This is a genomic window from Mesorhizobium sp. B1-1-5 (genome assembly GCF_006443065.1).
Lineage (GTDB): Bacteria > Pseudomonadota > Alphaproteobacteria > Rhizobiales > Rhizobiaceae > Mesorhizobium.
Window position 1 is genome coordinate 20,682 of sequence record NZ_VFWS01000013.1, and the last position, 25,623, is coordinate 46,304.

A 25,623-nucleotide genomic window follows, 5' to 3' on the forward strand; every position below is an offset into this window, starting at 1 on the left:
AGACGGATTCGACTTTCGTTCCACCCGCGAGCAGAGCTCTGAGACAAAGGCCGGTTCGCAGCAAAGGCCCAGTTGTGAAAAAGGGCCGATCCTCATCGACGAATTCACCGGCTCCTCTCTTGCCTGCTGACCGGGCTTCGCCATGGTTGATTGATCAGAAACTCGCCCGGCCGGAGCAGGCGGGGTTCCATTTCGGTCTTTTGAAACGCCGCAGTCTGTCGCGGAACAAAGGCCGGGAATAGCGGTTCGGTCCCATCAAACAGCAAGGAGCCTTCAGCCATGAGCATGCGTATGTTGCTCGTTCCATCGACGGCCGTCGCGTTGATGCTTGCCCTTCCGGCCTTCGCGGCCGACGACGCGCAGACCTTCGTCGACAAGGCTGCCATCGGCGGGATGTTTGAAGTGGATTCCAGCAAGATCGCGCAAGACAATGCCAAGGATCAGCAGATCAAGGATTTCGCCAAGCGGATGATCACCGACCACGGCGCGGCGAACGCCAAACTGCAGAAGATCGCCGCCGAGCAGAAATTGCAGGTACCGACGCGATCCGATGCGCAGCATAAGAGCGATCTGGAACGGTTGCAGAGCACGACGGCCTCGCTGGATCAGCCTTACGTGGAGATGCAGCGCAAGGCACACGCGGACGCAGTCGGCCTGTTCGAGGCCTACGCCAAGGACGGAGACAACCCCGCGCTCAAATCTTTCGCGGCGGAAACCCTGCCGACACTGAAAATGCATCAGGACATGATCGAAAAGATCGCCCGCGCCAGCGCGAGCATGCCGGCGGTCAAATCGGCATCGACACCCAAACCACCCGCTCCGGTTCCCGGCGCAAACAGCTTCACCGAAGCGCAGGCGAAGAAGCGCATCCAGGATGCCGGCTATGCGGACGTGTCAGCGCTCGCCAAGGACGAGCAGGGCATCTGGCGTGGCCGGGCGACGAAGGACGGCAAGGGCACCTCCGTTGCACTCGACTATCAGGGCAACGTCTTCGCCGGCCAACAATAGACAGGAGAACCGACATGCAAACGATCACCGCGCTGTTCGACGACTATGACGCCGCCGCTGACGCGGTAGGCGAGCTGGAGTCCACCGGCGTCCCGTCATCCGACATCAGCATCATGGCCAACAATGCCCGCGGCTGGTATCGAAACACGCAATCGCCGGCCGCCGAGGATGCCGCCAGCGGCGCCGGTATCGGCGCGGTCGTGGGCGGCGCCGGAGGCTTGGCAACAGGCCTGGGCGCCATGGCGATACCGGGCGTCGGCCCGGTCGTCGCGGCCGGCTGGCTGGCGTCGACAGCCGCGGGCGCCGTCGCCGGAGCGATTGTGGGCGGCGCGGCCGGCGGCATTATCGGCAGCCTGACCGATGCCGGCGTGCCGGAGGAAGACGCGCATGTCTATGCCGAAGGCGTTCGCCGCGGCGGCACGCTGGTGACGGCTCGCGTCGAGGACGACCTCGCTTCGGAAGCCCGGGAAGTCCTTCACAGCTCCGCGTCAGTCAACATCGCCGACCGCCGCAGCGAATATGAAGCCGGCGGGTGGGCAGCCTTCGATCCGGCTGCCGGCGGTTATTCGGCTGAGGATGTCGAGCGGGAAGCGGCGCGCCGAAGGACGGCCTAACCTCGCCGTCGGCGGCCACAACAGACGCAAAGCCAGCCAGGAGTTCGACATGAGACGGGTGCTTCTGCCACTGATATTGGCTGCGGTGGTCCTGGTGCTCTGTTATTGGGCCTTCGTCTATGTCGGCACAGGCTGGCAAGCAGCGCCCGTCAAACGGGCACCCGAACAAAACCAGGGCGGCAACGCGCCGCAGGACACCTCGCCGGCCGCCGGCATCACGAAGAATCCACAGGATGCCAGCAAGATGCCGGGGGTTCAGTGACAGTTCGAGCGCGATATCCGCTCTTTCCTGGAGACCTACTCACGCGCGATGAATTTGTTGAAGCGGCTGATGGTACCCTCCGCGGTCATGTCCTGGTGGACGAACGCCAAATTGTCGTCGTCCAGCACTTTGAAGAAGTCTTCCCATTCGATCGGCCTCAGATCTTCGTCGCCTGCGCCGAAATCGACCCGCAGGATCGCGCCCTTCCCCGGCCCGGCGACGACGGCAGGCCTGCCCTCGCGCGCCTCGATCCAAGCTCGGATCACTTCGTGATTTGAGGTCGTCATAGCCTCGCTCATTGCGGCCTCCTGGTTGACAGTTCCCGCTATCTCAGAGGAACCCGGAGATATCCCCCTTGTTCCCCCTTGCACCCGGTTCGCGAGCCCCGCGGCAATCGAAGATCCACATTGCAATCCAGACGAAGAAGGCCCGCTGCCTGCATGCGGCAACGGGCCATGGGCCTGATGGGACCCTGGATCGCTAGAGGGAGGGCGATCGGCTTTCGAACCGGCAGGCGGCAGAAATGTTCCGGAGAAAGTTTCACGTTCCAGTGCGTCGGGTGAACATTCAGAATTTGACGGCAATCTTCTCGCCCACGGCCGGAGCTTGCGGCCAGCTTCCATGAAAGTGCGCGCTGAACTGCCTGACGCAAGCTAAACCAGTCCTCGCCTAGCCGAAATGATGTTGCCGAACGAGCAGTCGGGACGAGATTTCAGCCGGCGGAGCGGGCATGCCCTAGCTTGGCCATCTTGGACCTTTGTCCGATCCTTCCCCTGCTCCGGTCCCTTGGGAACTGTCCGATTCTACCCGCGAGAACGCACGAACCGGCGCTTGCCTCGGTGCCGGGACGCGAGATTTTCGGCGCCACCATCGCGGCAGGAACTCGGCAATCAGGCTTTGAATTATGCCCTTCATCCGATCGCCTCATGGAAGGTTTGGAGACGAATAACTGCCGGCCATGATTGTTCCGCATGGTCGCGATCGGAACGTCCCAGTCGACAATCAATTCGGGCGGGCTTTGCGCGTCCGCAACGCTATCGCGGCGTCGAGCTTACGCGCCAGTGCCAACATTCGAGACGGTGCATTCTCGTATCTCAGCGCCTCCAACGCGACGCACGTCTCACGCTCCGGCGTCGTGATCTTGGAGGGTTCCTCCTCCGATCTGAGCACTTGACGAACCTTGCGTGTCACGGCCGTTCCCCTAACATGGGTTAATGGCTGCCCCATTAACCCACTGACGGGAAAAAGGTTCCTGTCCCGCCAGTCTGCTGGATCGACGCACTTCCTCCCGGGCGCAGCTGTCCCGAATATCGAAGTCGGCGCAGCCTATTGCCTGCCGAAGCTTATCAGGAAGCTCTCCAGCGCCTCTCGGATCTGCTCAGGCGCCTCGCGGGTCGGAAAGTGGCCGACGCCCGGCAGAAGCTCACGTTCGTAGCTTGCCGAGAAATACTCCTCCTTGCCTTCGGACGAACCCGGCAGAACGACGCGGTCGTCATCGCCATGAAGGACCAGTGTCGGCACCGAGATGACCTGCGCCTCAACCTGCTTGCGCGCGAGTTCAGCGTAGCGCGGATCGGGATCCGCCTCCCCCCAGCGCACGCGATAGGAATGCAGCGTCACGTCCGGCCAGTCCGGATTTTTGAAGGACCTCGCCACACGTTCAAACAGCGCGTCGTCAAACCAGCCTGGCGGGCTCCAGCTGCCCCACTGGAATCGCGCGAAGGAATGGCCATGCTGTCGCACGAACTCCTCGCCGCGCTCGGTCGCCATGAACCACTGGTACCAGAAGGCCCTCGTCTGCTCCAAAGACGGCGTCGGAAGCGAGCCGGGTTGCCATCCCAGCGAAAGCGCCGCGCAGCATCTTATTCTCTGCGGAAAGACGGAGGCGAGCAGGTAGGCGATCCGTGCTCCCCAGTCGTGGCCAACAACCGCGAACCGTTCGAGGCCGATGGCATCGGCAAAGTCGAGCGCGTCCTGCGCCATGGCGGCGATCTCGCCGGAGCGCATCGTTTCGGCGGAGTGGAACACAGTCCCTCCAAACCCGCGCAGCCATGGCGCGAAGGTGCGAAAGCCCGCGGCGTGAAGAAGTGGCGACACGTCCGCAAAAGTGGTCGCATCGTCGGGCCAACCATGAAGGAGCAGCACTGGCGCTCCGTCCTCGGATCCGCCGCTCACATAGGCGACCCGCAGCAGCGGCGTGTCGCAGAAGACAGGCTCTTCCACAGATCCTCCTCAGAGCAGCACATTGCAGTGGCCGCCCAACCCTGTGCAACCGGGTTTGTTCCTTGTGGCCGCCGGCTCGGCCCGATCCGACGAGGGAACCAACCGTGGCGCCGTCGGATGGTCGATGTTCATCTCGGCGGCGGCATCCGGGATCGGGAAAATCCTGGCGGCGATATCAGAGGTTCCGCGCGACATCTTCGTGGACCCAGGTTACGAGGAATTGGCCTATGGGACGGCCCGCGTTCATTCCTTTACATAGGCGCCGGGCTGACGGCCGCTCCTGGGCGCCTTGGCGTCCTTGGAATGCTCTGCGACAGTGGGACCGGCCCCTGAGCTCTTTTCCGTCGCCGTGCTTGGCGTCGGCTGTCGCGGCGGATTGCGGCCCTCAGATTGACGGGTCTTGTCCTCGACCTCGCCCTGCTTTCGGCTGAGGCCCGGATCGACATGGGGTCTTTCATTGCCGGCGGCGTCCTGGGAAAATTCGTCGCTCGGATCCGGATCGGTATTGGCGGGATATTTCGTGGCGCCGGTCTCGCGACGGTTCTGGCTGTTCTTCATGACTCTGTCTCCGGTTGGATGAAAGATAACACCGGCGCGAGAGCGGCGTTCCCAACTGCCGGGCAGTCCGTTTCAACTCCGGTGGAACAAACCTCCAGGCATCCGATTAGGCGCAGACAGTGCAGTTCAGCCGTGCGAGAGGAGCCAGGCATGGACAGGGAAGAACGCATCAGGCAACGCGCCCATGAGATCTGGGAGCGTGAAGGCCGACCGGAGGGCCGTCAGCAGGAACACTGGGATCAAGCCGTCCAGGAGATCGAGTCGGAAGGTTCGGAAGTCGAGCGCGGTCCGGTGGCGCCCGATCCCGCGGTTGGCGCCGGCTCTGACCCCGCCGCCAACAGGCCAGGCGGCTGAAGCACGTCGGCCCGCGGATGCGTCGTATCCTAATTGCGCTCGGCATTCTGGCGATCGTCCTGGTCGCCGTTTGGGTCTGGGCTGACCAAAACGGCCGGCGCCCGAGCGGTGGCGCCCAGCAGCCCTCGCCGCACGCTATCGATCAGAATGGCTGAGAGGACAGCCAGCCTCAGCGCGTCGCCGTGTTGCCAGGCTCATGCCGCCTCGCCTTGTCAGGCACCAGCCGGCCCGAGTTGGCGCGCAGGCCTCTGAAGAACTCCTCCACATAGGGCAGCAGCTCGAACAGCACGATCACGATCATCACGGCGGCAATGTATATCACCGGCAGTTGCTGTTCTTTCCAGGTCAAATCGAAGCGAGCCCTTTCCGTTCCGGCGCCGAACAGCGCCAGGAATTGGCCCCAATGCAGCGCCACCACGATGACCAGCCCCATCAGCGGAATCATTTCCAGAAAGCTGTGCACGTGCTGCTCGACGGGGCTCACCGTGCGAGCCGTGGTCGCATAGCGCACGTCCCATATCGCCGTCGCTTCGTGAACGAAGAAGGTGACGATCATCACGGCGATGACCAGGGCGTTCACCTCCAGGAACATTGCCGCAAGCAGCGGGATTCCAACCTCGGCGAACATCAGCAAGTGAATGAGCGATTCCTTCGCACCGGTCGTCGATTCGATATGGGTGGCGCGATGGCAGAGCCAGTCGGCAAAGCCCGCAACCAGCCAGACCGGCAGGATGAAGTACATCAGGATGAGGACCATGGGATCGGCCAGCACGCCGCAACTCCCTATCTGCCGCCGTTCGCGTCGCGCCTGAACTTTGCAGCCTCGCGATCGAGCACGCTCGGCTCGTTGGCGTATTTCAGGATCAGCGCCAGCGCCGACCCGCTTGGAATTCTCGTTCTTTCCGCAAGGTCGCGGACACAGTCGGCATTCTGGCGCTCACTGTCTTCCCTGGAAGCTTCGCCGTGCGGCGTCATGGGTCGTGGTACCCGGCCGACTCCCGCTGGTGTCGAACCGCCGGCCGGCGGAATGGTTCCATACCTGTCGGATCCGGCGCAGCGAACCGCCGGAACGGTTCACCCGTCGCCGCGTTCTACCAGTTGGCTTCCCTGCGACCTCATGAATACACGCGCCGGTATCGACGCGGCATGCCCCGTGACTGAGGTCTCACCAACGTCAGAATATGAATTAAGGAGCTTCGTGTGCGAAACCTCAGGGGACTTCACCTCTTGATCGCGGAGGACGAGTGGCTGCTGGCCAGCGATCTGGCGACCTTCTTCGCTGGGATGGGCGCTATCATCCTCGGGCCGGCGGCGACAGTGGAGCAGGCCGGGCGACATGCAAAGGCGGCGGACGCAGCGATTCTGGATGTGAACCTGCATGGCCGCCTCGTCTTCCCGGTCGCGGACGAATTGATGCGGCGCAACGTGCCCTTCGTCTTTTTCAGCGGTTATGACGAGATCGCCATCCCCGAGCGTTTGCGTTTCGCGAGCAGCCTGAGCAAGTCCTCGAACGGCGCGGTCGTGGTCGATGCGCTGTTCCCGCCGGAACCCTTTGCGGAGCCAGTGACCGTCGCGCAGCCGGCGCCCGCGGTGGAGGACGTCGTTGCGCTGCTCCCCAAGCTCCGGCTCACCGCGCGTCTGCTGCTGGACGATGCCGGCGCTTCCGACCGCCTTGTCGAGCACACTTTGGAGCAGGCGCTTGAAGATATCGACAAAAGGCCCGAGGGGTCATCGATCGCCGAATGGCTGAACGCCATCATGCGCAAGATAGCGCGGCTGCGCGGAGCTTGCCTGCTGCACTGATCGCAGGCAGCCGAGCCGCCGGCGACCTGCGCTCGCCTGGCGACCAGCATTCTCAATGCGTCAGGCGGCTTCTGAGCCAGGCAATGATCCGGTTGCCTTTTACGATCCGACGGACCCGCGCGGCAGCCCAGCTGGCCTGCATCGTCGCGCCGGCATGGCAGCTGCACACGACATCATGCAATTGCCAATCGGACAATTCGAAAAAGCGCTTCGCCTCGCCGTAGGTGTCGGACTGCAAACCGGCCGCGCGCAGCAACGGATCATCGAAAGCAACCGCGAGCGGCGATCCGTCCGCCCGCACCTGTTCGCGAACCTCGGGATCGACATATTCAGTGCCCGTCAGCGCGGAGAGACACCGAAGCGGATTGCGGTCCAGCAGTTCCGCCCACCGCTCGATCCGCTGCGTTCTCGTGGCAAGGGGGATCAATCCAAGCCGGTCGACGACTGCCACCGATTGAAGTTCATATGAGGTCTGATGCTTCATTGCTGTCTCCTGTGGTTTTGGCGGCGACATCTGTACAGCGGCGCGGCAGACCTGCCGGGCCTGAAGCCCGCGCTTGCGAGGGACAGGCGCAGACCGATCAGCTGTTGCCCACCGATCTTCGACAAACGCCTGGCGTGGCGTCTGAAGCGAACCCGAACTGCCAGTCATCCCCTATGTTCCCGCCATCCTTCGCGACGAGCCTGGCCGGCAGCAAACGGAACTTCGTGCAGGTTGCAGGGTTAAACATCTGACCTGTCGCTGAACCGCGATGATGCCGTCACCCAACGGAACACTTCTTACAGCCCATTACAGCCCAGTTTGGAGGCTCGTAGCGGAATGGCCCGTTCCAAAGGTCTATCCAACCGCCATAACATCATCGTCATCGGCGCGTCGGCCGGCGGAATCGAGCCGTTGAAGCAGATCGTCGCCAACCTTCCGGCCGATCTGCCGGCGACCATCTTCGTCGTGTTGCATATCGGCCAGGTCAGCTGCCTGCCGGAGATCCTGGACCGCGCGGGCACGCTCGAAACGCAGTCGGCAACGAACGGCGAAGAGTTCAGGACCGGCTGCATCTATGTCGCGCCGCCCGGCTTCCATCTTCTCCTTCACGATGATCACATGATGCTGCGACGCGGCCCGCGCGAGAATCTTGCCCGGCCGGCCATCGACCCCTTGTTCCGCTCGGCGGCGCTGAGCTACGGCGCGAGTGTCATCGGGGTTCTGCTGTCGGGCGCGCTTTCCGACGGCACCGCCGGGTTGAGGGCCGTCAAGTCCGTCGGCGGGCTGGCAGTCGTCCAGCACCCCAAGGACGCGCTGGTGCCGGCGATGATTGAAAGCGCGCTGCGCTATGTCGAGGTCGACCACTGCCTGCCCGCTGCCGAGCTCGGCCCTTTGCTGGCAAAACTTGCGGTCGAGCCGGCCGGAGAATCCTTTCCTCCCCCGCCGGCAGTTAGATTGGAAGCGGCTATTGCCGCGCAGGAGCATTCGACGATGCAGGAAGCGGATCGACTTGGCGAATTGTCGGTGTTTACATGCCCGGAATGTCACGGGCCGTTGTGGGAGATCGAAGACGGTGACATGCTGCGCTATCGGTGCCATACCGGGCATGCCTTCACCGCCGACGCGGTGATGGAGGTGCAGGCGCAGGAGGCCGACGAGATCCTGTGGAGCCTGCTTCGCTCGCATCAGCAGCGGGCAGCGTTTGCCAAGCGGATGGCAGAGCGGGAGCGGGTGAAGCTCCGCTCCGGACTCGCCGCCGAAATGGGCAGGCGGGCGAAGGAATATGAGGCGGATGCCGCTGTGATCGAACGCATCCTCGAAAGCAGGCGGGTTCAGGCAAGGGATAATGGCGAAGTCAGCGCGGAAGGCAAGTACTCACAAGGCAAGGGTTAGTTCGCGCGACGACGAAAAACAGCCGGCGTCCTTCCCCATTGTCGGCATCGGCGCATCGGCGGGTGGCATCGCGGCATTGCGGAGCTTTTTTCCCGAGGTGCCCGCCGACAGCGGCTTCGCCTATGTCGTCATCCAGCATCTCGACGCCGAGCATGAAAGCGCGCTTGCCAGCATCATCCAGCGCTCAACCGCGATCGAAACGCAAACAGTCGCCGAGAGCGTCGAGGTCAAACCCGACAACATCTATGTGATCCCGCCAGGTGTTTCGGTGAGGATTGAAAAGCGGCACTTTCACTTGGTCAAAATCGCGGCCGCGCGCGACAGACGGGCGCCGATCGACGATTTCTTCATCTCGCTTGCGCAGGAGCAGGCCGAGAACGCCGCCGGGATCATTCTTTCCGGAACCGGCAGCGACGGCACTGTCGGCTTGAGGGCCATCAAGGAGCGCGGCGGACTGACGCTTGCGCAAGAGAGCGCCGAATATGACGGCATGATGCGCAGCGCCGTCCAGAGCGGCCTGGTCGACATGGTGCTGCCCGCGGATGAGATGGCCGGCAAGCTGGTCAGCTATTTCACCCACGCGAGCCGCACCGAGACCGAGCGGGACCGGCGCAAGCGCGAAGTGACCGAACAGCTTTCCCGCATCGCCGCCCTGCTTCGCTCGCGCACAGGCCATGATTTCAGCGGCTATAAGGACAACACCATTTTGCGGCGCATCCAGCGCCGCATGCTGGTGCTGCAGATCGACGATCCCACCGTCTTCTACGAGCGACTACGCGAGGACCCGCAGCAGGTCGATCTTTTGTTCCAGGACCTGCTGATCGGCGTCACCAGCTTCTTCCGCGACCCGCAGGCTTTCGACGCTCTCGAGCGTGTGGTCATTCCCCGGCTGTTCGAGAACCGCAAACCCAGCGAGACGATCAGGGTATGGGTGCCGGGCTGCGCCACCGGCGAGGAGGCCTATTCGATCGCCATGCTCTTGAAAGAAAACGCGCCGCGCGGCGCCGCCTCGCCCAACTTACAGATCTTCGCCACCGACATCGACGAGCGCGCGCTGGAAGTAGCGCGCGCCGGCCGCTACTCGGCGACGATCGCGCCGGACATAACGCCGAAGCGGCTGAAGGAGTTCTTCTCGCGCGAGGACGGTACGTACCGAATTTCCGCCGACCTGCGGGAGATCTGCCTGTTTTCGGTGCACAATCTCTTGCGCGATCCGCCCTTTTCGAAGCTCGACCTGATCGCTTGCCGCAACCTTTTGATCTACATGGGCCCGGAACTGCAGGAAAAGATCGTCCCGATCTTTCACTACGCATTGCGCAACAACGGCTATCTCCTTCTCGGTTCCTCGGAGAACGTCACGCGCCATCCACAGCTGTTCTCGACGGTGGATAAGACAAGCCGCATCTTCCAGAGGCGCAATGGGGCCACCGCACATCGGTTGCCGGAATTCCCGCTCGTTACCGCGGCGAGATCGACGGATCCAAGTGCGCGCCGGCGGGCAACGGCCGGAACCCTGCAGGAAATCGCGGAGCGTTTGCTCGTCGAGCGCTATTCGCCGGCCTATGTGATCGTCAATGCCGCCGGCGAGATGATGCACAGCTCAGGCGGCACGGGAAAATATCTGGAGCTCGCTGCCGGCGCCCCCACCCACAACGTCTTTTCCATGGCGCGTCGCGGGTTGCGCATGGATCTGAGGGCCGCGCTCCACAAGGCCGTAAGCACCGGACAGGTGGCGGTCCAGAATAAGATCAGCATCGGTACCAATGGCGGGCGTCAGACGATCAGCCTGGCTGTGCAGCCGCTGCCGGGCGATGGTTCTTCCGACCCGCTCTTTATGCTGGTCTTCCGGGATGTCGGCGGGATCAAGCCGGAAGCCGAGGACGAGGCCGTCCACACAACCGACGATGTCGAAAGCGCCAATGTCAGTCAGCTCGAAAGGGAGCTGAGGGAAACCAAGGAGCGCCTGCAGATTACGACGGAGGAGCTCGAATCCTCCAATGAAGAGCTGAAATCCTCGAACGAGGAGCTTTCCTCGATCAACGAGGAGCTGCAGTCGTCCAACGAGGAACTGGAAACCTCGAAAGAGGAACTCCAGTCGATCAACGAGGAGTTGCACACCGTCAATGCCGAGCTCAGTCTGCGCGTCGACGAGCTCACCCGCGCCAACAACGACATGGCGAACCTGCTCGAAAGCACGCAGATCGCCACCATTTTCCTCGACCGCGACCTCTGCATCAAGAACTTCACACCGACTGCGCGCGACCTGTTCCGGCTGGTGGAAAGCGATGTCGGACGGCCGCTGGCGCATGTCCGTCCGCGCTTCACGGCCGACGGCTTGCAGGCCGACATGGAACAGGTGCTGCAAAGGCTTGGCACGATCGAGCGGCAGGTCGAGGGCATGGACAACGGCCAGAGCTATATCATGAGGGTGCTGCCCTACCGGACAGTCGACAATATCATAGCGGGCATCGTCGTCACCTTCGTCGACGTCACCCAGATCACGCAGGCCGAGAAAAGGATCGGCGCGCTCTCGCATGACCTGCGCAACCGCGTCGAAAGCCTGGGAGCCCTGCTCGACCTCGTGCCGATCGGCATCTTCATCGCAGAGGATGGCGCCGGCGTGGAAATCCGCGCCAACCGGCGCGCAGCGGAGCTGTTGGGTCGGCCCGCTACCGGCACCAAGCCGATATCCGTGCCCGCAATCCTGCCGCTGACGCTCAATGGAACCAAGGTGGGCACCGATGACCAGCCACTGCTCAAGACAATGCGCACCGGCAGGGCAATTCCCGGCTATGAAGCGAGTATCCAGCATGAAGACGGTACCGCTATCGACGTCATGATGTCGGCCAACCCGCTGTTCGACGAAAAGGGCAAGGTCCGCGGCGCCATCGCGGCGCTGGTCGACATATCCAGCCACAAGGAGGCCGAGCGCAGCCAGGAAAGGCTGCTGCACGAATTGCAGCACCGCGTGAAGAATATCCTGGCCACGGTCACCGCGCTGACGTCCCGCATGGTTCGCACATCCAGTTCGATGAGCGATTTTTCCACGTCCTTCCAGCAGCGGCTGCAGGCAATGGGTCGAACGCACGACGTGCTGTCTTCCTACAACTGGACAGATGCCGATCTCGAGCAGTTGCTGCGGGCAGTGCTGTCGCCTTACAGCAGCAAGGAGCGCCAGAATATCATCATCCTCGGAAGCCCTTTGCAGCTAGGCGCGAGCGCGGCCGCGACACTCGGCATGGTGTTCTTCGAGCTTGCCAGCAATGCCGCGAAATACGGGGCCCTATCGACAGAGGACGGTCGCGTCGAAGTAGCCTGGAACACCGACAAACCGGGCAATCTGTCAATCCGCTGGAGGGAAATCGACGGACCTGTGGTCGAAGAACCGCCAAGGCGGAATTTCGGAACGAGCTTCATCCAGCAAAGTTTGGAGTACGAGCTGGGAGGGAAGGTCGACCTGAGGTTCGAACGCTCCGGACTTGAATGCGACATAGAAATTCCGCTGGCGTCAGGCACAGGTCGCTGACATTTGCCGCTGAGCGATGAGGAGTGGACACAACATGCTCTTGTCCGGCCTGAATGTCCTTGTGGTCGAGGACGTATTTATGCTTGCGGAGGACCTCACCGACCAGTTGACCCAAGCAGGATGCACAGTGATCGGCCCGGCACCCACGGTCAGACAGGCGCTTGCACAAATCGAGGGCGTTGCTCTGGACGGAGCCGTGCTGGATGTGAACCTTCGAGGCGAGCAAAGCTTTCCCCTGGCCGAGCATCTCACGCTCGGCGGTGTCCCTTTCATTTTCCTCACCGGCTACGACAGCGTCACCGTCTTTCCCGACCGGTTTCGCGACAAGCCCAAGCTGTCGAAGCCGGTCGATTACAACCTGTTGATCGAAGCGGTGTCGCGGTTCCGCAAGAGCGATGCGCCGGGCTGAGAAAGCCTCATCTACGAGATGGTGCGATCGCCTACCAACCGGCTCGCAAGTTCGACCAGATGCCGGATCGGCGCAGGCTTCGGCAGAAAAGGCGCGCCGTGGAAGACAGGCGACTGGAAGGCCGGATCGTAGCCCGAATGGACGACGAAAGGCACACCCGCCTCCTTGAGGCGAGCGGCGGCGGCCCCCCGTTGGCCGTCGAGCAATTGGATGTCGATGATGGCCAGATCGGGCTGGTTGTTGTCCAGCCAGGTCGCGGCTGCCCGTTCCGAGGCCACGCAGGCCACCTCGAAGCCGAGCGCTTTTAAGCCATCCGCCACATCGCAAGCGATCAGATATTCGTCTTCAATGATCAGTGCCAGGGGCGCTTGCATGACGATCTCCTCTGGCACGCTTACGTCCTCCTGGCAAACGGCTTGTTGTACTCCGCCGGCCAGGGAAGCGCACGACATTTCGCCCGCAAACGGCTGCGCGGCTGCCGATGGGATTCGGGCCGGCTTGGTCCAAGCCTGCGTCCTCGCCGCGGCTGAGTTGGATCACGTCGAGGTCTGACAAGGCCGCGCGGGCCTCGAACAGGCGAAGAAATTCCGGCCTCAGCCCATCGCGTCGTGCGACGGCAATCGCGTGCAGGGGCATAAAGGTCTCTATCGTCCGATCCTTCACAGACTTGCCTCCATCACAATGCGGCGACGGACTTTTCCCGCCTTGCCTCATCGAAAGCGACCGACAAGATTACATCGCCGTCGCCGCCGCGAACCCGAACCGCCCAGCCCTCCCGCGAGCTTCGTCCCGGTATCGAGGATACAAAGCTCCCCTGCTCCCGAAAGTTCCGCCCGTGTTCAACAATCGACTTGGATAGCCGCGCCTGACATCCCGCAATGCTCGCGATGAACTCGAAGGCAGCGCCCCGATCGATATCCGTCTTAATGGTGCGGTTGGAACAGCGGGGCCGGAAGCAGGTTTGGAAACAAAGGAGGCGCCGAATGTCACCCAACCAACGCACGCCCGCCGAAGCCCGCGGCGAAATCCAGGCCGGCAGGACGCAGGACAAGACCCCTGGGTTCGACCCTGCGGCGGCGCCGCAGGAGACGGATGCCGAGGCCGGCGATGTCCCGACTTCCGCCAAGCCGGCAGGGCCGCGCGAACCGAGCTTCACCAATCAGGCAAGCTTTGCCAACGCGATGCGGCCGCCAGAGAACGCGCCCGGCCTGCAGCCGCGCAGGAACGGCCCGGTGCTGGTGATCGTGGCGCTGGTCGTCCTGGCCGCGGTTGTGTTTCTGCTCGCCGCGATCTTCCGCCAGGTATGAAAGGAACATCGTTTCCCGTCCCGGGTTTGATAGCGCAAGGAGGTAATTGCGATGCCGCGCTTGAGAAGTTTGTTTCGTCATCTATGGCGCTGGAAAGCACAGCCGACCACGGACCCGTCTCCGGTGGACGCCATCGTGCGGCTGCTCCGCGACGCCGAAAAGCAAGGCAGGTCCCGGCGTTCGGGATAACGGCTGAAAGCATCCCTCGGCTAGCGTCTCCGGCGGATCGAGCGGTCGCCGCAGTCAGTCCTCGTCATAGATATGCTCGTGGATGATGCCGAGGATCTGCAGCTTCACCGTTTCGCGGGCCTCCGGCCGCACGAAGGGCATCAGAAGGTCGACCGTCTCCTCCACCCGCCGCGGCAGGTCGGCGCTCGGATCGCTCAGATAACTGCCATGGGCGTACAGGTTTTCGGTCAGCTTCTTGTTCAGGTCGGAAAAGAGTCCCATAGCCATTGCTCCTTGCTGATCCAACAGCCGGAGCGCCTACGCGGTTCCCTCTGCCGACGCCATTCGCGAAAACCCTGCGCCGGGGATGGCTACAGCCTGACCTCTGCCGCGCGCCCTTGCAGGGCCGCCTCCACCACGGCGCCGTGACGCCAGGTTTTCGGCCTCTCAACCTTTCTGGCTGCGCTCGACGAATTTGTTGAAGCGGCTCGTTCCACCGCTGCCGGCTTCATCTTGATGCAGGAAGGCGAGATCGTTCTCGTCGAAGATGCGGAAGAATTCGTCCCATCCGATCGGCTCGAGCGTGTCTTCGGGCTCGCCGAAATCGATGCGCAGAATGCCGCCCTTGCCTTTCGTGCGAACGACAGCCGGCTGGCCATTCCGTTCTTCTACCCACTTGCGGATTTCGTCGTGGTTGGTGGTCGTCTTGGCCTCGGACATGGACTTTCCTTTCTGCAGCGGGGACCGATGAGCGGTCCTAACGGCAGCCAACAGGCAATGTTCCAGATGGTGGAACGGCTCCCTGTCGAAGCTGCCGCACCTCCTGCGACGGGAACTTTGTTGAAGCAGGGAACAAACCTTTTGCCGCGCAGTTCGGGGCGCCGAAGCCAAGTCCGCAAGGGAGTCATCGTGAAACGTGTATTGGTTACGGGAGGTTGCGGCTTCATCGGCCGCCACGTCGCCCAGGAACTCACCGACCATGGTTATCAGGTGCGCCTGCTCGATGCGCTTGTCGATCAGGTGCACGGCGCCGAAGCCATCAACCTCCCTGCGGGGGCCGAGCTGATCAAGGGCGACGTGCGCGACCGCGACACTGTCACTGAGGCGGTTTCCGACGTCAGTGCCGTCATCCATCTGGCGGCCGAGGTTGGCGTCGGCCAGTCCATGTACGAGATCGCCCGCTATGTCGGCGCGAACGATCTCGGCACCGCGGTGCTGCTAGAGGCATTGATCAAGCGTCCGGTCGAGCGGATCGTCGTGGCGTCCTCCATGAGCATCTATGGCGAAGGCCCCTATCAGACTCCGGACGGCGAGCGGATCGACAATGCGCGCCGAACGCCTGCCGATATAAGAGAGGGCCGCTGGGATTTGGTATCGGCGACCGGCCAAGCACTGTCGCCTCTTCCGACGGACGAAGAGAAGCGGCCCGATCTCGCCTCGATCTACGCGCTGACCAAATACGCGCAGGAACGCGCGGTGCTGATCTTCGGCCAGGCCTACGGCGTCGATGCCGTTGCACTGCGCCTGTTCAACGTGTTCGGCGTCGGACAGGCGCTTTCCAATCCCTATACCGGGGTCCTCGCCAATTTCGCTTCGCGCCTCGCCAATGGCAAACAGCCGACGATCTTCGAGGACGGCGAGCAGAAGCGCGATTTCGTCCATGTGCGCGATGTCGCCACCGCGTTCCGCCTGGCGCTGGAGCAACGCCAGGCAGCCGGCCACGCCATCAACATCGGCAGCGGCCGAGCCTATTCGATCAGCGAGGTGGCCCGGCTGCTTGCCAAGGCCATGGGCGTTCCGAAGCGCCCCGCCGAAATTCTCGGCAAGGCGCGCTCCGGCGATATACGCAACTGCTTCGCCGACATTGCCAAGGCGCGCGAATTGCTCGGCTTTGAGCCGAAGCATCGACTGGAAGATTCGCTCGGCGAATTCGCGGCATGGGTTCGCAACAGCGTCGTTATCGACCGCGGCGCCGACATGCGGCGCGAGCTGGAAGAGCGGGGATTGGTCTCATGACCCAGGGCCACCGCCATTCGCGCAAGGCACCGATAGCCGTCATTGGCGGCAGCGGCTTCATCGGCTCCAACCTGGCCGACAGCCTGCTATCCGATGGCGAGGCCGTGCTGGTCGTCGACAATCTCGGTCGCCCAGGCGTCGAGCAGAATCTCGACTGGCTGGCGCAAAAGCATGGCGACCGGCTGAGCGCCAAAATCGTCGACATACGCGATGCCTGCGCACTGGCAGCGGCGCTGGCGCCGGCAAAGGCGATCTTTCACCTCGCCGCCCAGACCGCCGTGACGACCAGCCTGACCGATCCCGCGCAGGATTTCGACATCAACCTCAAAGGCACGTTCAACGTGCTGGAGACCGCTCGCAGCACCGGCGCCCCGGTAGTCTTCGCCAGCACCAACAAGGTCTATGGCAGCCTGCCCCAGATCGCGGTGCGGCAAGTCGACGATCGCTACGAGCCGCTCGACGAGAAGGTGCGCGCGAGCGGGGTCGATGAGAAGGTAGGCCTTGATTTCTGCACGCCCTATGGCTGCTCGAAGGGCGCGGCCGATCAGTATGTGCTCGACTACTCCAAATCCTACGGACTGCCGACAGCGGTGCTGCGCATGAGCTGCATCTACGGGCCGCGCCAGTTCGGTACCGAAGACCAGGGCTGGGTCGCGCATTTTCTTCTCAGCGTCTTGTCCGGCCGGCCGATTACCATTTACGGCGACGGCAGGCAGGTGCGCGACATCCTGCATGTGTCCGACGCCGTAGCCGCCTATCGCGGCGTGTTGGCCAAGATTGACGACCTCAAGGGCCAGGCGTTCAACCTGGGCGGCGGCCCGAGCAATGCTGTCAGCCTGCGCGTGCTGCTGGCGGAGATCGCCGACATGACGGGCAGCGACGTCGCGCTTCGCCACGACCGCGAGCGCGTTGGCGACCAACCCTTCTTCGTCGCCGACACGCGCAAGCTGCAAGCAGCGATCGGCTGGCAGGCGCGTGTCCCATGGCGCGAAGGCGTCTGCGATCTCGCCAGCTGGCTGCTGCGGCATCGGCTCCAACCGCACCCCGAAGCCACGAGGTACGTCGCATGAAGGTAGCCCTGGTCAATCCTCATTGGACATACGAGCACAGCATCTATTTCGGCTGCCGCCAGCCGCATCTGCCGCTGGAGCTCGGCTACTCGAAGGCGATGCTGGAAGCCGAAGGGCACGACGTGCTGATGCTGGACGGCTTGCTGCAAGGGCTGGACAACGCCGCCCTTGCGGAAAGCGTTGCGGCTTTCGCACCGGACATGACCGTCGTGACAACCGCGCCGACCTATCTGTTCTGGCGCTGCGCGCCGCCCGAGCTGCGCGTGCCGGCGGAATTCCTCAATCATCTCGCCGGGCGCGGCGGACGCACGGTGGCGGTCGGACCGCATGGCTCGGCGACGCCGGCGCCGACCCTGCGCAAGCTCGGCGTCGATGTCGTCGTGCGCGGTGAATGCGAGGAGGTCGTGACGGAGCTTGCACGGCAGAGCGACTGGAGCAAGATTGCGCATACGGCCCGGCTCCAGGACGACTTTCCAGCGTGCAATGGCGGGGTGCATGCCAGCCCGTTCGTCGATCATCCTGCGCTCGCCTGGCCGTCCGACTGGATCGCCGCGCATGGCCACCACCACCACAGGTTCGATGCCCACCAGAAGGGCGCCGGCGCCGAGGTGGAAGCGTCGCGCGGCTGCCCCTATAATTGCAGCTTCTGCGCCAAGATCGATTTCCGCGATGCCTATCGGCGCAGAAAGCACGATGCCGTCATGGCCGAGATCGACGGTTTGATCGCTCAAGGGGTCGGCTACATCTATTTCATCGATGAAATCTTCCTGCCGCAAAAGGCGTTGCTGGAAGCGCTGGTCGACCGCGATATCCAGTTCGGTGTCCAGACCCGCATCGACCTGTGGAAACCGGACCTGCTCAAGCTGCTCGGCGAGGCTGGCTGCGTCTCGATCGAAGCCGGCCTTGAAAGCCTGACCGTCGAGGGCCGTGCGATGCTCGCCAAGCGCTGCCGGCTCGGCACGGAGGACCTGGCTGCGCTTTTGGTCGATGCCCGTCGCCATGTGCCTTTCGTTCAGGCCAATCTGATCGGCGTGGTCGAGGACGACCCGGCGCTGGTGGACCATTGGCGCAAGCACCTCATCGATCACGGCGTTTGGGCGAACGAGCCCGTGCCGCTCTATCCCTACCCGAGTTCGCCCAGCTATCGCGAACTCTGGGGCGAACCCGACGATACTGCCTGGGAGCGAGCGCATGAGCACTACCTCGCCTCCTTCCGATCCTTCAGCGACATCCAGGACCAGCGTCCGCATGCGCTGGCTGAGTTGGAGTCCTCATGCTGCAATCACTGACCCATTGTCCGCGGCGCATTCTGATGACGACCGACGCCGTCGGCGGAGTCTGGCGCTATTCGCTCGATCTGGCGCGAGAGCTGGCGGCCAGCGGCGACAGCATCGTGCTTGCCGGGCTGGGACCCGAACCTTCCCCCGAACAGGCCCGGGAGGCGCGGTCCTTCGCCACGCTGGTTTGGCTGAGATGCCCGCCGGACTGGATGACGCGCGACACGAAAGATCTCGACCGGTTGCCCGGCGAATTGCAGGAGCTTGCGTCGGACTATGCAATCAATCTCATACACCTCAATGCGCCGGCGCAGGCAGCCGGTCTCGAGCTGACTTGTCCAATCGTCGCGGTATCGCATTCCTGCGTGGTCACATGGCTGCATGCAGTGCGGGCGCAAGCGCCCGAGGGCGATTGGGCTTGGCAACGAGAGCGCAACCGGGCCGGATTCGACCGCGCCGAAGCCATTGTCGCGCCGAGCCGAAGCCATGCCGCCATGCTCGGAGCCTGCTACGGCCCGATCGCGGGCTTGAGCGTCGTCCACAATGGCGCGCTCCCCGGCCCGACAGGCGCGCACCGTGAGTCCTTCGTTCTCGCTGCCGCCCGCTGGTGGGACGAGGGTAAAAACGGGTTGGCGCTCGATGCCGCGGCTGCCTTGTGTGGTCCTCCCGTTTTCGCCGCAGGCGAAACGGAAGGCCCGGACGGACAGCGCCTGTTCTTCGACAATTGCATCTCGCTCGGCTCGATCAGCCATTGCGAGGTTCGGCAATTGATGGCGCGAGCCAGCATGTTTGTCTCGCCGTCCATCTACGAGCCTTTCGGGCTGGCCGCTCTGGAGGCAGCCTCTGCGGGCACCCCCCTGGTGTTGGCGGATATCGCGACCTACCGCGAGATCTGGGACGGCGCAGCGACGTTCTTCGACGCGCGCGATCCCCACGCGCTTGCCGGCTGCATCGCCAGGCTCTCGCGTGACGAAAGCTTGCGGCGCCATTTCGGTCAGCGCGCCGCCCGAAGGGCGCGCAAATTCTCGCTCGGCGCCCAGGCGGCGCGGATGCGCGAGGTCTACGATCGGGCGGCGACGGCCATGGCAGGGCTTTGACCATGCGCTTCCTGTTTTACACCCACTCCGCCGTTTCCGACTGGAATCACGGCAACGCGCATTTCCAGCGCGGCATCATGCGCGAGCTCGTCGCGCGCGGACATGAGGCGGTCGCGCTGGAACCCGCCGACGGCTGGAGCCGATCGAATCTGCTTGCCGAGCAAGGCCCTTTCGCTGTCGAGCGCTTCCGCAAGGATTTCCCGGAGCTGATGGCGCTGACCTATGGCCCCGGCTTCGCGCACGAAGCCTGGCTCGCCGGCGCGGATGTCGTGATCGTCCACGAATGGACGGACAAGGATCTTGTCGCGCGCATCGGACAGGCCCGAGCCTACGGCAATTTCACGCTCCTGTTCCATGACACCCATCATCGCGCCGTATCGGCGACGCAGGCGATAGCGGCACTTCAGCTCGAGCACTATGACGGGGTGCTGGTCTTCGGCGAGGTGCTGCGCGAGAGCTATCTTCGCGCCGGCTGGGGCAAACGGGTCTTCACCTGGCATGAGGCGGCGGACGACCGGCTGTTCAAGCCGTGCCCGGATGTCGAGCCCGTCTCCGACCTCGTCTGGATCGGCAATTGGGGCGACGACGAACGCAGCGCCGAGATCGCCGAGTTCCTGATCGAGCCGGCGAGCGCTCTCGCGCTGTCGGGAACCGTGCACGGCGTGCGCTATCCGACCGATGCCCGAGCCGCGCTTGCCGAGGCAGGGCTGCGCTATGATGGCTGGATTGCCAATGCCGACGTGCCGAAGAGCTTCGCCCGGCATCGCGTCACCATGCACATCCCCCGCAGGCCTTATCGGGAGAGCCTGCCCGGCATTCCGACCATACGCATGTTCGAGGCGATGGCCTGCGGCATTCCGCTGGTCTCGGCGCCATGGTCGGATGTCGAAGGACTGTTCCGTGCCGGCACGGATTTCCTGTTCGCCCGGAACGGCGCCGAGATGCGGGGTCACCTTCGCGACGTGCTGAACGACAGCCAGCGTGCGGAGGCGCTGGCCGCGTCCGGCCGGGAAACCATCCTTGCGCGCCACACATGCCGGCACCGCGTCGACGAGTTGTTCGACATCCTCGCCGCATGCGGCAATCGCGAGGTCGCTGAAATCAAACCTGCAAGGGAGGCCGTCGCATGAAGATCGCCTTTTACGGATCGAGCCTTCTGTCGTCCTACTGGAACGGCGCGGCTACCTATTATCGGGGCTTGCTCAAGGCGTTGTCGAAGCGCGGCTATGACATCGTCTTCTATGAGCCCGACGTGTACGATCGCCAGAAGCATCGCGATATCGAGGCGCCGGACTGGTGCAGCGTCGTCGTCTACGAGCCGACAGCGCATGCGCTGATGCAGGTCGCCTCGCGCGCCGCGCAGGCAGACGTCGTGGTCAAGGCAAGCGGCGTCGGTTTCGAGGACGAGGCGCTGCTGCATGCGGTTCTCGACAACGCTCGCCCAGATGCGCTGACCGTGTTCTGGGACGTCGACGCGCCGGCGACCCTAAGCGAGCTGCGCAATCATGCCGAACATCCGCTGCATGAGGCGTTGAAGAGGATCGGCCTTGTGCTGACCTATGGCGGCGGCGATCCCGTGGTTTGGGACTATCGCGCGCTCGGCGCCGCGGAATGCGTGCCGATCTACAACGCGCTCGATCCTGAGACACATCATCCGGTCGCCGCAAATCCGCGCTTTGCCTGCGACCTAGCTTTCCTCGGCAATCGGCTGCCCGACCGCGAGGCGCGCGTCGACGCCTTCTTCTTCGATCCGGCCCGTGTGCTTGGCAGCCAACGCTTCCTGCTCGGTGGATCCGGCTGGGGCGACAAGCCCTTGCCGGCGAACATTTCGTGGCTCGGCCATGTCGGTACGCGCGATCACAACGCCTTCAACGTGACGCCGAAGGCGGTGCTCAACATCAGCCGCGACAGCATGGCGGCCAACGGGTTCTCGCCCGCGACACGCGTCTTCGAAGCGGCGGGCGCGGGCGCATGCCTGATCACCGATGCCTGGCTCGGCGTCGAGTTGTTCCTGACCCCAGGCGAAGAGATCCTGGTCGCGCGGGACGGTGCCGACGTCGCCGAGATCGTGCGCACGCTGACCCCGAAACGGGCGAAGGCGATCGGCGCCGCAGCGCTGCGGCGCGTTCTGGCCGAGCATACCTACACGCTGAGAGCCCGGCTGGTGGACGACATCTTCAAGGCGCATTTCGAGCGCCGGGCAGTGGAGGCCGCGGAATGACGAAACCGCTCGACATCGTTTTCCTCGGACTTTCGTTATCCTCATCCTGGGGCAACGGCCACGCGACGACTTTCCGGGGGCTGCTGCGCGCGCTCAACGAGCTCGGCCATCGCGTCACCTTCCTCGAACGCGACGTGCCCTGGTACGCGCATCACCGGGACCTGCGCGACCCCGATTTTTGCGACTTGCGCTACTACCAGACAGTCTCCGAGCTGCCCCGCAATCACCGGCAGGAGTTGCAGCGGGCCGACGCGGTGGTGATAGGCTCCTTCGTGCCGGAAGGCAGGGCCATCATCGACGACCTCGCTTCGCTGTGCACTGGACAGTTCTGCTTTTACGACATCGACACGCCAGTGACGCTGGCGCGGGTTGCCCAGGACGATTGCGATTACCTTGCCCGCAGGCAGATACCCTATTTCGACGTCTACTTCTCCTTCACCGGCGGGCCGACGTTGCAGCGCCTCAAATCGGAGTTCGACGCCCGCCGAACAGAGCCGCTCTACTGCTCGGTCGATCCAAAGCGACACCATCGCACCAGAGACGCGATCGAATGGGATCTCGGCTATCTTGGAACATACAGCGCCGACCGGCAGCTCGCCCTCGAAACGCTGCTGCTGGAGCCGGCGCGGCGCCTGCCGGAGCGCCGCTTCGTCGTCGCCGGCTCGCAATATCCGTCCGATATCGCCTGGCCGGACAATGTCGAGCGGATCGAGCACCTGCCGCCCACCGAACATGCCGCCTTCTACAGCCGCCAGCGTTACACGCTGAACCTCACGCGCGCGTCAATGATCGCGGCAGGATGGTCGCCCAGCGTGCGGCTCTTCGAGGCCGCTGCCTGCGGCACACCGATCATCAGCGACCGCTGGCCCGGTCTCGATGGCTTCTTCCCGGAATCGACGATCGAGACCGCGGCCAGTGCCGCCGACGTGCAGGAAATCCTCACAGCCAAATCGGAGCGGGCCAGACTCGATATGGCCCGTTCGGCACGCGAGGCGGTGCTTGCAAGCCACACCGGCGGCGCTCGGGCGCGTGAATTCGTTCTGGCTTTGACCCAGTCTGTCCATGCCCGCGCGGCGATCGATCTGAACGTGGAAAGTGCAGCATGAATAGCAGACAGGAGACTTTGCAGATGCGGCGATCAAGAAGGGTTCAGCAGACGCAGACGGCGCTTGTCGCCGGCGGTGCCGGTTTCCTCGGTTCGCATTTGTGCGAGGCCCTGCTTCATGACGGGTATCGCGTCATATGCGTCGACAACTTTCTTACCGGCCGAATGGAGAATGTCAGCACGCTGATCGGCCAAGCCCGGTTCCGGCTGATCGAGCAGGACGTTTGCGTCCCGCTGGAACTCGGCGAGACTGTCGACCGCGTTTTCAATCTGGCCTGCGCGGCATCGCCGCCCCGCTACCAGGCCGATCCGGTCCACACAACGCGCACCTGTGTGATCGGAACGCTCAATCTGCTCGAGCTCGCCGCAAGCAACGGCGCCCGCTTCCTGCAGGCGTCGACCAGCGAAGTCTATGGCGATCCGGAACAGCACCCACAGCGCGAGGACTATGTCGGCCATGTCAACTGCACAGGACCGCGCGCCTGTTATGATGAGGGCAAGCGCACCGCGGAGACGCTCTGCTTCGATTATCTGCGGGCCGAGATGGCCGATATTCGCATCGCTCGCATCTTCAACACCTATGGTCCCAGAATGGACCCGGCCGACGGCCGCATCGTGTCCAACCTGGTCATGCAAGCGATCGAGAAACGGCCGCTGACGATATTCGGCGACGGCCGGCAAACCCGGTCATTCTGCTATGTCAGCGACATGATCGAAGGATTGCGGCGCCTTATGGATGTGGATCCCAATCCGCGACAGCCGGTCAATCTGGGCAATCCCGGCGAGTTTTCGATCCTCGAACTGGCAAGGCTGGTTCGGGAACTGACCGGCACCAAATCGCCCGTGAAATTCCTGCCCTTGCCGCAGGACGACCCGCGCCGCCGGCGGCCCGACATAGGCCGCGCAAGGGCGCTTCTCGGCTGGTCGCCCAAGGTGCCTCTCAGGCAAGGCCTGCTGCAAACCATCGCCTTTTTCTCCAGCCTCGACGACCTCACGATGGAGCCGATCGCTCCGGTCAACAGGACTGAGGCCGGAAAAGTTCGGAACCTTCAGCTCTGAGGCGGTGGCTTCCTTCGCCGTAGCGGAACAACCGACCGGGATTGCGGTTGGACATGACAACCGTCATGGAGAAGAACTGTGCAGCCGAAGCGACCAATCAAGGACATCGACCAGATGGCGGCCGCCGAAACCGCCGCGTTCCTGCGGCGAGCCTCCATCACCTATCTCGAATGTTGCGTCAGCCTCATGATGACACATCTGCAGCGCGAGGAAGTGGCCACAATTCTGGAGCAGGAAGCGGACATGCTGCGCAGGCTGGACTGATCAGGTCCTCGCGCGCTCGATAAAACGCGAAAGCCCGGTTTCGTAGCGGTCGGCGGCGCGCGTTGCCCTTACCCGCTCATCGCCATGTGTTGACTGTCCGGCCATCGTCCATAGCCCAAGCTGGAAGGCGAGATAGCAGGGCTCCATGTAGTCCACCAAGGAATGATCGACGGCACGCGACATTTCTGCCTCGATGCCTTGGATGAGCCGCGAAAGCTCGGCGTCGGAAAGCCGATATTCCACTGTCGCGCCTGCAATGTCCCACGCTATGTCCTGACAGCCGACAATCTCATGCGAGCGGCAATGGTCGACGGCGTCCGTCTTGAGCAGGGTTCCGTCCGGCTGAACCAGAACTTCCCACGGGTGCAGGCGTCCGTCGATCTCGATCCTCCGCAGGAACGGGTGTGAAGAGTGGCGGGCGAACCAACCCTTTAATGTTTCGGCCGGCCCTTCCCCCAGGGCTTCCCTGCAGTTTTGCACGGCCATGTCCGCAAGCCCATCCAGCGACGCGCCGGCCTCTTCGGTCGGCAACTCGGCAGCGCGCCAGCCGAGATAGCGTCCAAGCCATTCGACCAGCAGGTCCCTGGCCATCTCTGTCCGATCCAGCCTGTCCGCCTCTGTCCAACGCTCGATCAGGAAGCCGTGGCAGAGTCCGGCAGGCTGCGTTCCAAAACCGGCCCTGTGCGCCGACCTCGCCGTGTGCAGCTTGTGCTGCCCGGTCCCGCCGAGACCGGCGAACTTGACCAACCAACGCTCCGTGCCCGCCAGTGCCATGAATTTTCGCCGCCCAAAGCCGGCAAACACCGGAGGCCAATGCTCCGGCGGCGTGGAAATATGCTTGCGCCATTCGCCGCCGGAAATCTCGCTGAGTTCTACATCGGCCTTGCCGAGCAGGTTCGCCACCCAGTGGCGAAGGTTCGGCGCGACGCATCCATCGAAGGCTGCTTCGAAATCCGCGACATGGCGCGAGCAGTGGCTCCAAATAGCCTGCATGTCTGCCGAAGCTTGCACGCCCGGCCCGCCGCGGTGGCTCGGGAACAGATGAATGCGCTCCTGGTCGATGCCCTGCCGGCTCAGCCAGGCAACGACAGCATGAAAGGAACTGCCGGAGAGGCCCGGACCTTCATCAACGATGGCAAATTTGGCATGAGGTCTGTCGCGCCAGCCGCCGAGGAGTTCGGGCGCGGCGCATATGTGGCGGCTAAACGGGTGCCCGATCGGCCTCACACTGACAGGCGGCGGCGCATGCAGCGCGGCGGCGACCATCGCCGCGAGGCCGAGACCGATGCCGCGGATCCCGATGACGCAGGTGTTTGCGTCGAGGCCGGACTGCAGCGCCGCAAGCAGATAGGTTTCCGGATATAGCGCATAAAGCGCGTAGCCTTCGGCCGGGCCGGTGATTATTT

General features: G+C 63.5%; 29 protein-coding genes. 18 read left to right on the forward strand and 11 right to left on the reverse strand.

Annotated features, from left to right (window positions below; genetic code table 11):
- Nucleotides 1–273 precede the first annotated feature (273 nt).
- Nucleotides 274–483, reverse strand: a complete 210-nt coding sequence (locus tag FJ980_RS35295; protein WP_246676348.1) for a hypothetical protein — start codon at nt 481–483, stop codon at nt 274–276.
- Here FJ980_RS35295 and FJ980_RS07365 point away from each other — a divergent pair.
- From FJ980_RS07365 to FJ980_RS07375, 3 genes are read left to right on the forward strand one after another with little or no spacing between them, the layout of a single operon-like run.
- Nucleotides 394–1,008, forward strand: coding sequence for a DUF4142 domain-containing protein (locus FJ980_RS07365; protein WP_246676345.1), 615 nt, complete (start codon nt 394–396; stop codon nt 1,006–1,008). The two genes, FJ980_RS35295 and FJ980_RS07365, sit on opposite strands and share 90 nt — an antisense overlap.
- A 14-nt stretch (nt 1,009–1,022) precedes the next feature.
- On the forward strand, nt 1,023–1,622 hold the full coding sequence (locus FJ980_RS07370; RefSeq protein ID WP_140542262.1) for a hypothetical protein: 600 nt from the start codon (nt 1,023–1,025) through the stop codon (nt 1,620–1,622).
- Between the two features lie 49 nt (nt 1,623–1,671).
- On the forward strand, nt 1,672–1,884 hold the full coding sequence (locus FJ980_RS07375) for a hypothetical protein (protein ID WP_140542263.1): 213 nt from the start codon (nt 1,672–1,674) through the stop codon (nt 1,882–1,884).
- Nucleotides 1,885–1,919: 35 nt separating this feature from the next.
- Here the strand turns inward: FJ980_RS07375 and FJ980_RS07380 are convergent, their stop codons facing one another.
- From FJ980_RS07380 to FJ980_RS07390, 3 genes are all read right to left on the reverse strand, one after another.
- A complete protein-coding gene (locus FJ980_RS07380; RefSeq protein WP_140542264.1) occupies nt 1,920–2,183 on the reverse strand; it encodes a hypothetical protein in 264 nt (87 codons plus the stop codon).
- A 1,027-nt stretch (nt 2,184–3,210) separates the two neighbouring features.
- Entirely contained in the window at nt 3,211–4,107 is an 897-nt protein-coding gene (locus FJ980_RS07385) for an alpha/beta hydrolase (RefSeq protein ID WP_140542265.1), read from the reverse strand.
- A gap of 243 nt (nt 4,108–4,350) precedes the next feature.
- Entirely contained in the window at nt 4,351–4,665 is a 315-nt protein-coding gene (locus tag FJ980_RS07390) for a hypothetical protein (RefSeq protein WP_140542266.1), read from the reverse strand.
- A gap of 150 nt (nt 4,666–4,815) precedes the next feature.
- Here FJ980_RS07390 and FJ980_RS07395 point away from each other — a divergent pair, with 150 nt between their 5' ends.
- Nucleotides 4,816–5,019: a DUF2934 domain-containing protein gene (locus tag FJ980_RS07395; RefSeq protein ID WP_095768854.1), complete on the forward strand. Its 204-nt coding sequence runs from the start codon at nt 4,816–4,818 to the stop codon at nt 5,017–5,019.
- A gap of 169 nt (nt 5,020–5,188) precedes the next feature.
- Here the strand turns inward: FJ980_RS07395 and FJ980_RS07400 are convergent, their stop codons facing one another.
- A complete protein-coding gene (locus tag FJ980_RS07400) occupies nt 5,189–5,791 on the reverse strand; it encodes a diguanylate cyclase (protein ID WP_140542267.1) in 603 nt (200 codons plus the stop codon).
- An 11-nt stretch (nt 5,792–5,802) separates the two neighbouring features.
- Nucleotides 5,803–5,994, reverse strand: coding sequence for a hypothetical protein (locus FJ980_RS07405; RefSeq protein ID WP_140542268.1), 192 nt, complete (start codon nt 5,992–5,994; stop codon nt 5,803–5,805).
- A gap of 252 nt (nt 5,995–6,246) precedes the next feature.
- Here FJ980_RS07405 and FJ980_RS07410 point away from each other — a divergent pair, with 252 nt between their 5' ends.
- Nucleotides 6,247–6,822 carry a response regulator gene (locus FJ980_RS07410; protein ID WP_246673548.1) on the forward strand — a complete coding sequence of 192 codons (576 nt, stop codon included), beginning with the start codon at nt 6,247–6,249 and terminating at the stop codon, nt 6,820–6,822.
- A 52-nt stretch (nt 6,823–6,874) separates the two neighbouring features.
- Here FJ980_RS07410 and FJ980_RS07415 read toward each other — a convergent pair whose 3' ends face one another.
- Nucleotides 6,875–7,306: a hypothetical protein gene (locus tag FJ980_RS07415; RefSeq protein WP_140542270.1), complete on the reverse strand. Its 432-nt coding sequence runs from the start codon at nt 7,304–7,306 to the stop codon at nt 6,875–6,877.
- A 336-nt stretch (nt 7,307–7,642) separates the two neighbouring features.
- Between FJ980_RS07415 and FJ980_RS07420 the strand changes: the two genes are divergently transcribed.
- Genes FJ980_RS07420 through FJ980_RS07430 form a run of 3 tightly spaced genes read left to right on the forward strand, consistent with a single transcriptional unit; the run spans nt 7,643 to nt 12,633 of the window.
- Nucleotides 7,643–8,698 (forward strand): chemotaxis protein CheB, encoded by a 1,056-nt coding sequence (locus tag FJ980_RS07420; protein WP_140542271.1) that lies wholly within the window; start codon nt 7,643–7,645, stop codon nt 8,696–8,698.
- Nucleotides 8,652–12,224, forward strand: a complete 3,573-nt coding sequence (locus FJ980_RS07425; RefSeq protein WP_140542272.1) for a CheR family methyltransferase — start codon at nt 8,652–8,654, stop codon at nt 12,222–12,224. Before FJ980_RS07420 ends, FJ980_RS07425 begins: the two co-directional genes overlap by 47 nt.
- A 34-nt stretch (nt 12,225–12,258) precedes the next feature.
- On the forward strand, nt 12,259–12,633 hold the full coding sequence (locus FJ980_RS07430; RefSeq protein ID WP_140542273.1) for a response regulator: 375 nt from the start codon (nt 12,259–12,261) through the stop codon (nt 12,631–12,633).
- Between the two features lie 11 nt (nt 12,634–12,644).
- On the opposite strand, the gene FJ980_RS07435 is transcribed toward FJ980_RS07430, so the two are convergent.
- A complete protein-coding gene (locus FJ980_RS07435) occupies nt 12,645–13,007 on the reverse strand; it encodes a response regulator (protein ID WP_181181132.1) in 363 nt (120 codons plus the stop codon).
- Nucleotides 13,008–13,616: 609 nt separating this feature from the next.
- Between FJ980_RS07435 and FJ980_RS07440 the strand changes: the two genes are divergently transcribed.
- The gene (locus tag FJ980_RS07440) at nt 13,617–13,940 is read left to right on the forward strand and encodes a hypothetical protein (RefSeq protein ID WP_140542275.1); all 324 of its coding nucleotides are present in this window, start codon (nt 13,617–13,619) and stop codon (nt 13,938–13,940) included.
- A 243-nt stretch (nt 13,941–14,183) separates the two neighbouring features.
- Here FJ980_RS07440 and FJ980_RS07445 read toward each other — a convergent pair whose 3' ends face one another.
- Entirely contained in the window at nt 14,184–14,396 is a 213-nt protein-coding gene (locus FJ980_RS07445; protein ID WP_246673546.1) for a hypothetical protein, read from the reverse strand.
- Between the two features lie 159 nt (nt 14,397–14,555).
- Nucleotides 14,556–14,828: a hypothetical protein gene (locus FJ980_RS07450; protein WP_140542276.1), complete on the reverse strand. Its 273-nt coding sequence runs from the start codon at nt 14,826–14,828 to the stop codon at nt 14,556–14,558.
- 189 nt (nt 14,829–15,017) lie between these two features.
- On the opposite strand from FJ980_RS07450, the gene FJ980_RS07455 reads away from it, so the two are divergent.
- The 9 genes from FJ980_RS07455 (at nt 15,018) to FJ980_RS07495 (ending at nt 24,217) form a co-directional block, all read left to right on the forward strand.
- Complete coding sequence (locus FJ980_RS07455; RefSeq protein ID WP_140542277.1) at nt 15,018–16,124, forward strand: SDR family NAD(P)-dependent oxidoreductase; 1,107 nt, start codon at nt 15,018–15,020, stop codon at nt 16,122–16,124.
- Nucleotides 16,121–17,194 (forward strand): NAD-dependent epimerase/dehydratase family protein, encoded by a 1,074-nt coding sequence (locus tag FJ980_RS07460; RefSeq protein WP_140542278.1) that lies wholly within the window; start codon nt 16,121–16,123, stop codon nt 17,192–17,194. The genes FJ980_RS07455 and FJ980_RS07460 overlap by 4 nt, the downstream gene beginning before the upstream one ends.
- Nucleotides 17,191–18,483: a TIGR04295 family B12-binding domain-containing radical SAM protein gene (locus tag FJ980_RS07465; RefSeq protein ID WP_140542279.1), complete on the forward strand. Its 1,293-nt coding sequence runs from the start codon at nt 17,191–17,193 to the stop codon at nt 18,481–18,483. The genes FJ980_RS07460 and FJ980_RS07465 overlap by 4 nt, the downstream gene beginning before the upstream one ends.
- Nucleotides 18,484–18,506: 23 nt before the next feature.
- Nucleotides 18,507–19,568, forward strand: a complete 1,062-nt coding sequence (locus tag FJ980_RS07470) for a glycosyltransferase family 4 protein (RefSeq protein WP_246676338.1) — start codon at nt 18,507–18,509, stop codon at nt 19,566–19,568.
- Nucleotides 19,569–19,570: 2 nt separating this feature from the next.
- Complete coding sequence (locus FJ980_RS07475) at nt 19,571–20,698, forward strand: glycosyltransferase (protein WP_140542281.1); 1,128 nt, start codon at nt 19,571–19,573, stop codon at nt 20,696–20,698.
- Complete coding sequence (locus tag FJ980_RS07480) at nt 20,695–21,789, forward strand: glycosyltransferase (protein WP_140542282.1); 1,095 nt, start codon at nt 20,695–20,697, stop codon at nt 21,787–21,789. Before FJ980_RS07475 ends, FJ980_RS07480 begins: the two co-directional genes overlap by 4 nt.
- Nucleotides 21,786–22,895, forward strand: a complete 1,110-nt coding sequence (locus FJ980_RS07485) for a glycosyltransferase (protein ID WP_140542283.1) — start codon at nt 21,786–21,788, stop codon at nt 22,893–22,895. The genes FJ980_RS07480 and FJ980_RS07485 overlap by 4 nt, the downstream gene beginning before the upstream one ends.
- Before the next feature lie 23 nt (nt 22,896–22,918).
- A complete protein-coding gene (locus FJ980_RS07490) occupies nt 22,919–23,953 on the forward strand; it encodes a UDP-glucuronic acid decarboxylase family protein (RefSeq protein ID WP_140542320.1) in 1,035 nt (344 codons plus the stop codon).
- A 78-nt stretch (nt 23,954–24,031) separates the two neighbouring features.
- Entirely contained in the window at nt 24,032–24,217 is a 186-nt protein-coding gene (locus tag FJ980_RS07495; protein WP_095768871.1) for a hypothetical protein, read from the forward strand.
- Here the strand turns inward: FJ980_RS07495 and FJ980_RS07500 are convergent, their stop codons facing one another.
- The gene (locus FJ980_RS07500) at nt 24,218–25,483 is read right to left on the reverse strand and encodes a hypothetical protein (RefSeq protein ID WP_246676339.1); all 1,266 of its coding nucleotides are present in this window, start codon (nt 25,481–25,483) and stop codon (nt 24,218–24,220) included.
- Between the last annotated feature and the right edge of the window lie 140 nt (nt 25,484–25,623).

Excerpts from the sequence above, each read along its gene's own strand:
- FJ980_RS07420 (WP_140542271.1), top strand. The coding sequence starts at position 7,643 with ATGGCCCGTTCCAAAGGTCTATCCAACCGCCATAACATCATCGTCATC.
- FJ980_RS07415 (WP_140542270.1), bottom strand. The coding sequence starts at position 7,306 with ATGAAGCATCAGACCTCATATGAACTTCAATCGGTGGCAGTCGTCGAC.
- FJ980_RS07470 (WP_246676338.1), top strand. The coding sequence starts at position 18,507 with ATGACGACCGACGCCGTCGGCGGAGTCTGGCGCTATTCGCTCGATCTG.
- FJ980_RS07430 (WP_140542273.1), top strand. The coding sequence starts at position 12,259 with ATGCTCTTGTCCGGCCTGAATGTCCTTGTGGTCGAGGACGTATTTATG.
- FJ980_RS07425 (WP_140542272.1), top strand. The coding sequence starts at position 8,652 with ATGGCGAAGTCAGCGCGGAAGGCAAGTACTCACAAGGCAAGGGTTAGT.
- FJ980_RS07460 (WP_140542278.1), top strand. The coding sequence starts at position 16,121 with ATGACCCAGGGCCACCGCCATTCGCGCAAGGCACCGATAGCCGTCATT.
- FJ980_RS07490 (WP_140542320.1), top strand. The coding sequence starts at position 22,919 with ATGCGGCGATCAAGAAGGGTTCAGCAGACGCAGACGGCGCTTGTCGCC.
- FJ980_RS07390 (WP_140542266.1), bottom strand. The coding sequence starts at position 4,665 with ATGAAGAACAGCCAGAACCGTCGCGAGACCGGCGCCACGAAATATCCC.
- FJ980_RS07450 (WP_140542276.1), bottom strand. The coding sequence starts at position 14,828 with ATGTCCGAGGCCAAGACGACCACCAACCACGACGAAATCCGCAAGTGG.
- FJ980_RS07480 (WP_140542282.1), top strand. The coding sequence starts at position 20,695 with ATGAAGATCGCCTTTTACGGATCGAGCCTTCTGTCGTCCTACTGGAAC.
- FJ980_RS07445 (WP_246673546.1), bottom strand. The coding sequence starts at position 14,396 with ATGGCTATGGGACTCTTTTCCGACCTGAACAAGAAGCTGACCGAAAAC.
- FJ980_RS07475 (WP_140542281.1), top strand. The coding sequence starts at position 19,571 with ATGCGCTTCCTGTTTTACACCCACTCCGCCGTTTCCGACTGGAATCAC.
- FJ980_RS07435 (WP_181181132.1), bottom strand. The coding sequence starts at position 13,007 with ATGCAAGCGCCCCTGGCACTGATCATTGAAGACGAATATCTGATCGCT.
- FJ980_RS07465 (WP_140542279.1), top strand. The coding sequence starts at position 17,191 with ATGAAGGTAGCCCTGGTCAATCCTCATTGGACATACGAGCACAGCATC.
- FJ980_RS07500 (WP_246676339.1), bottom strand. The coding sequence starts at position 25,483 with ATGGTCGCCGCCGCGCTGCATGCGCCGCCGCCTGTCAGTGTGAGGCCG.
- FJ980_RS07405 (WP_140542268.1), bottom strand. The coding sequence starts at position 5,994 with ATGACGCCGCACGGCGAAGCTTCCAGGGAAGACAGTGAGCGCCAGAAT.
- FJ980_RS07395 (WP_095768854.1), top strand. The coding sequence starts at position 4,816 with ATGGACAGGGAAGAACGCATCAGGCAACGCGCCCATGAGATCTGGGAG.
- FJ980_RS07485 (WP_140542283.1), top strand. The coding sequence starts at position 21,786 with ATGACGAAACCGCTCGACATCGTTTTCCTCGGACTTTCGTTATCCTCA.
- FJ980_RS07440 (WP_140542275.1), top strand. The coding sequence starts at position 13,617 with ATGTCACCCAACCAACGCACGCCCGCCGAAGCCCGCGGCGAAATCCAG.
- FJ980_RS07380 (WP_140542264.1), bottom strand. The coding sequence starts at position 2,183 with ATGAGCGAGGCTATGACGACCTCAAATCACGAAGTGATCCGAGCTTGG.
- FJ980_RS07370 (WP_140542262.1), top strand. The coding sequence starts at position 1,023 with ATGCAAACGATCACCGCGCTGTTCGACGACTATGACGCCGCCGCTGAC.
- FJ980_RS07365 (WP_246676345.1), top strand. The coding sequence starts at position 394 with ATGTTTGAAGTGGATTCCAGCAAGATCGCGCAAGACAATGCCAAGGAT.
- FJ980_RS07375 (WP_140542263.1), top strand. The coding sequence starts at position 1,672 with ATGAGACGGGTGCTTCTGCCACTGATATTGGCTGCGGTGGTCCTGGTG.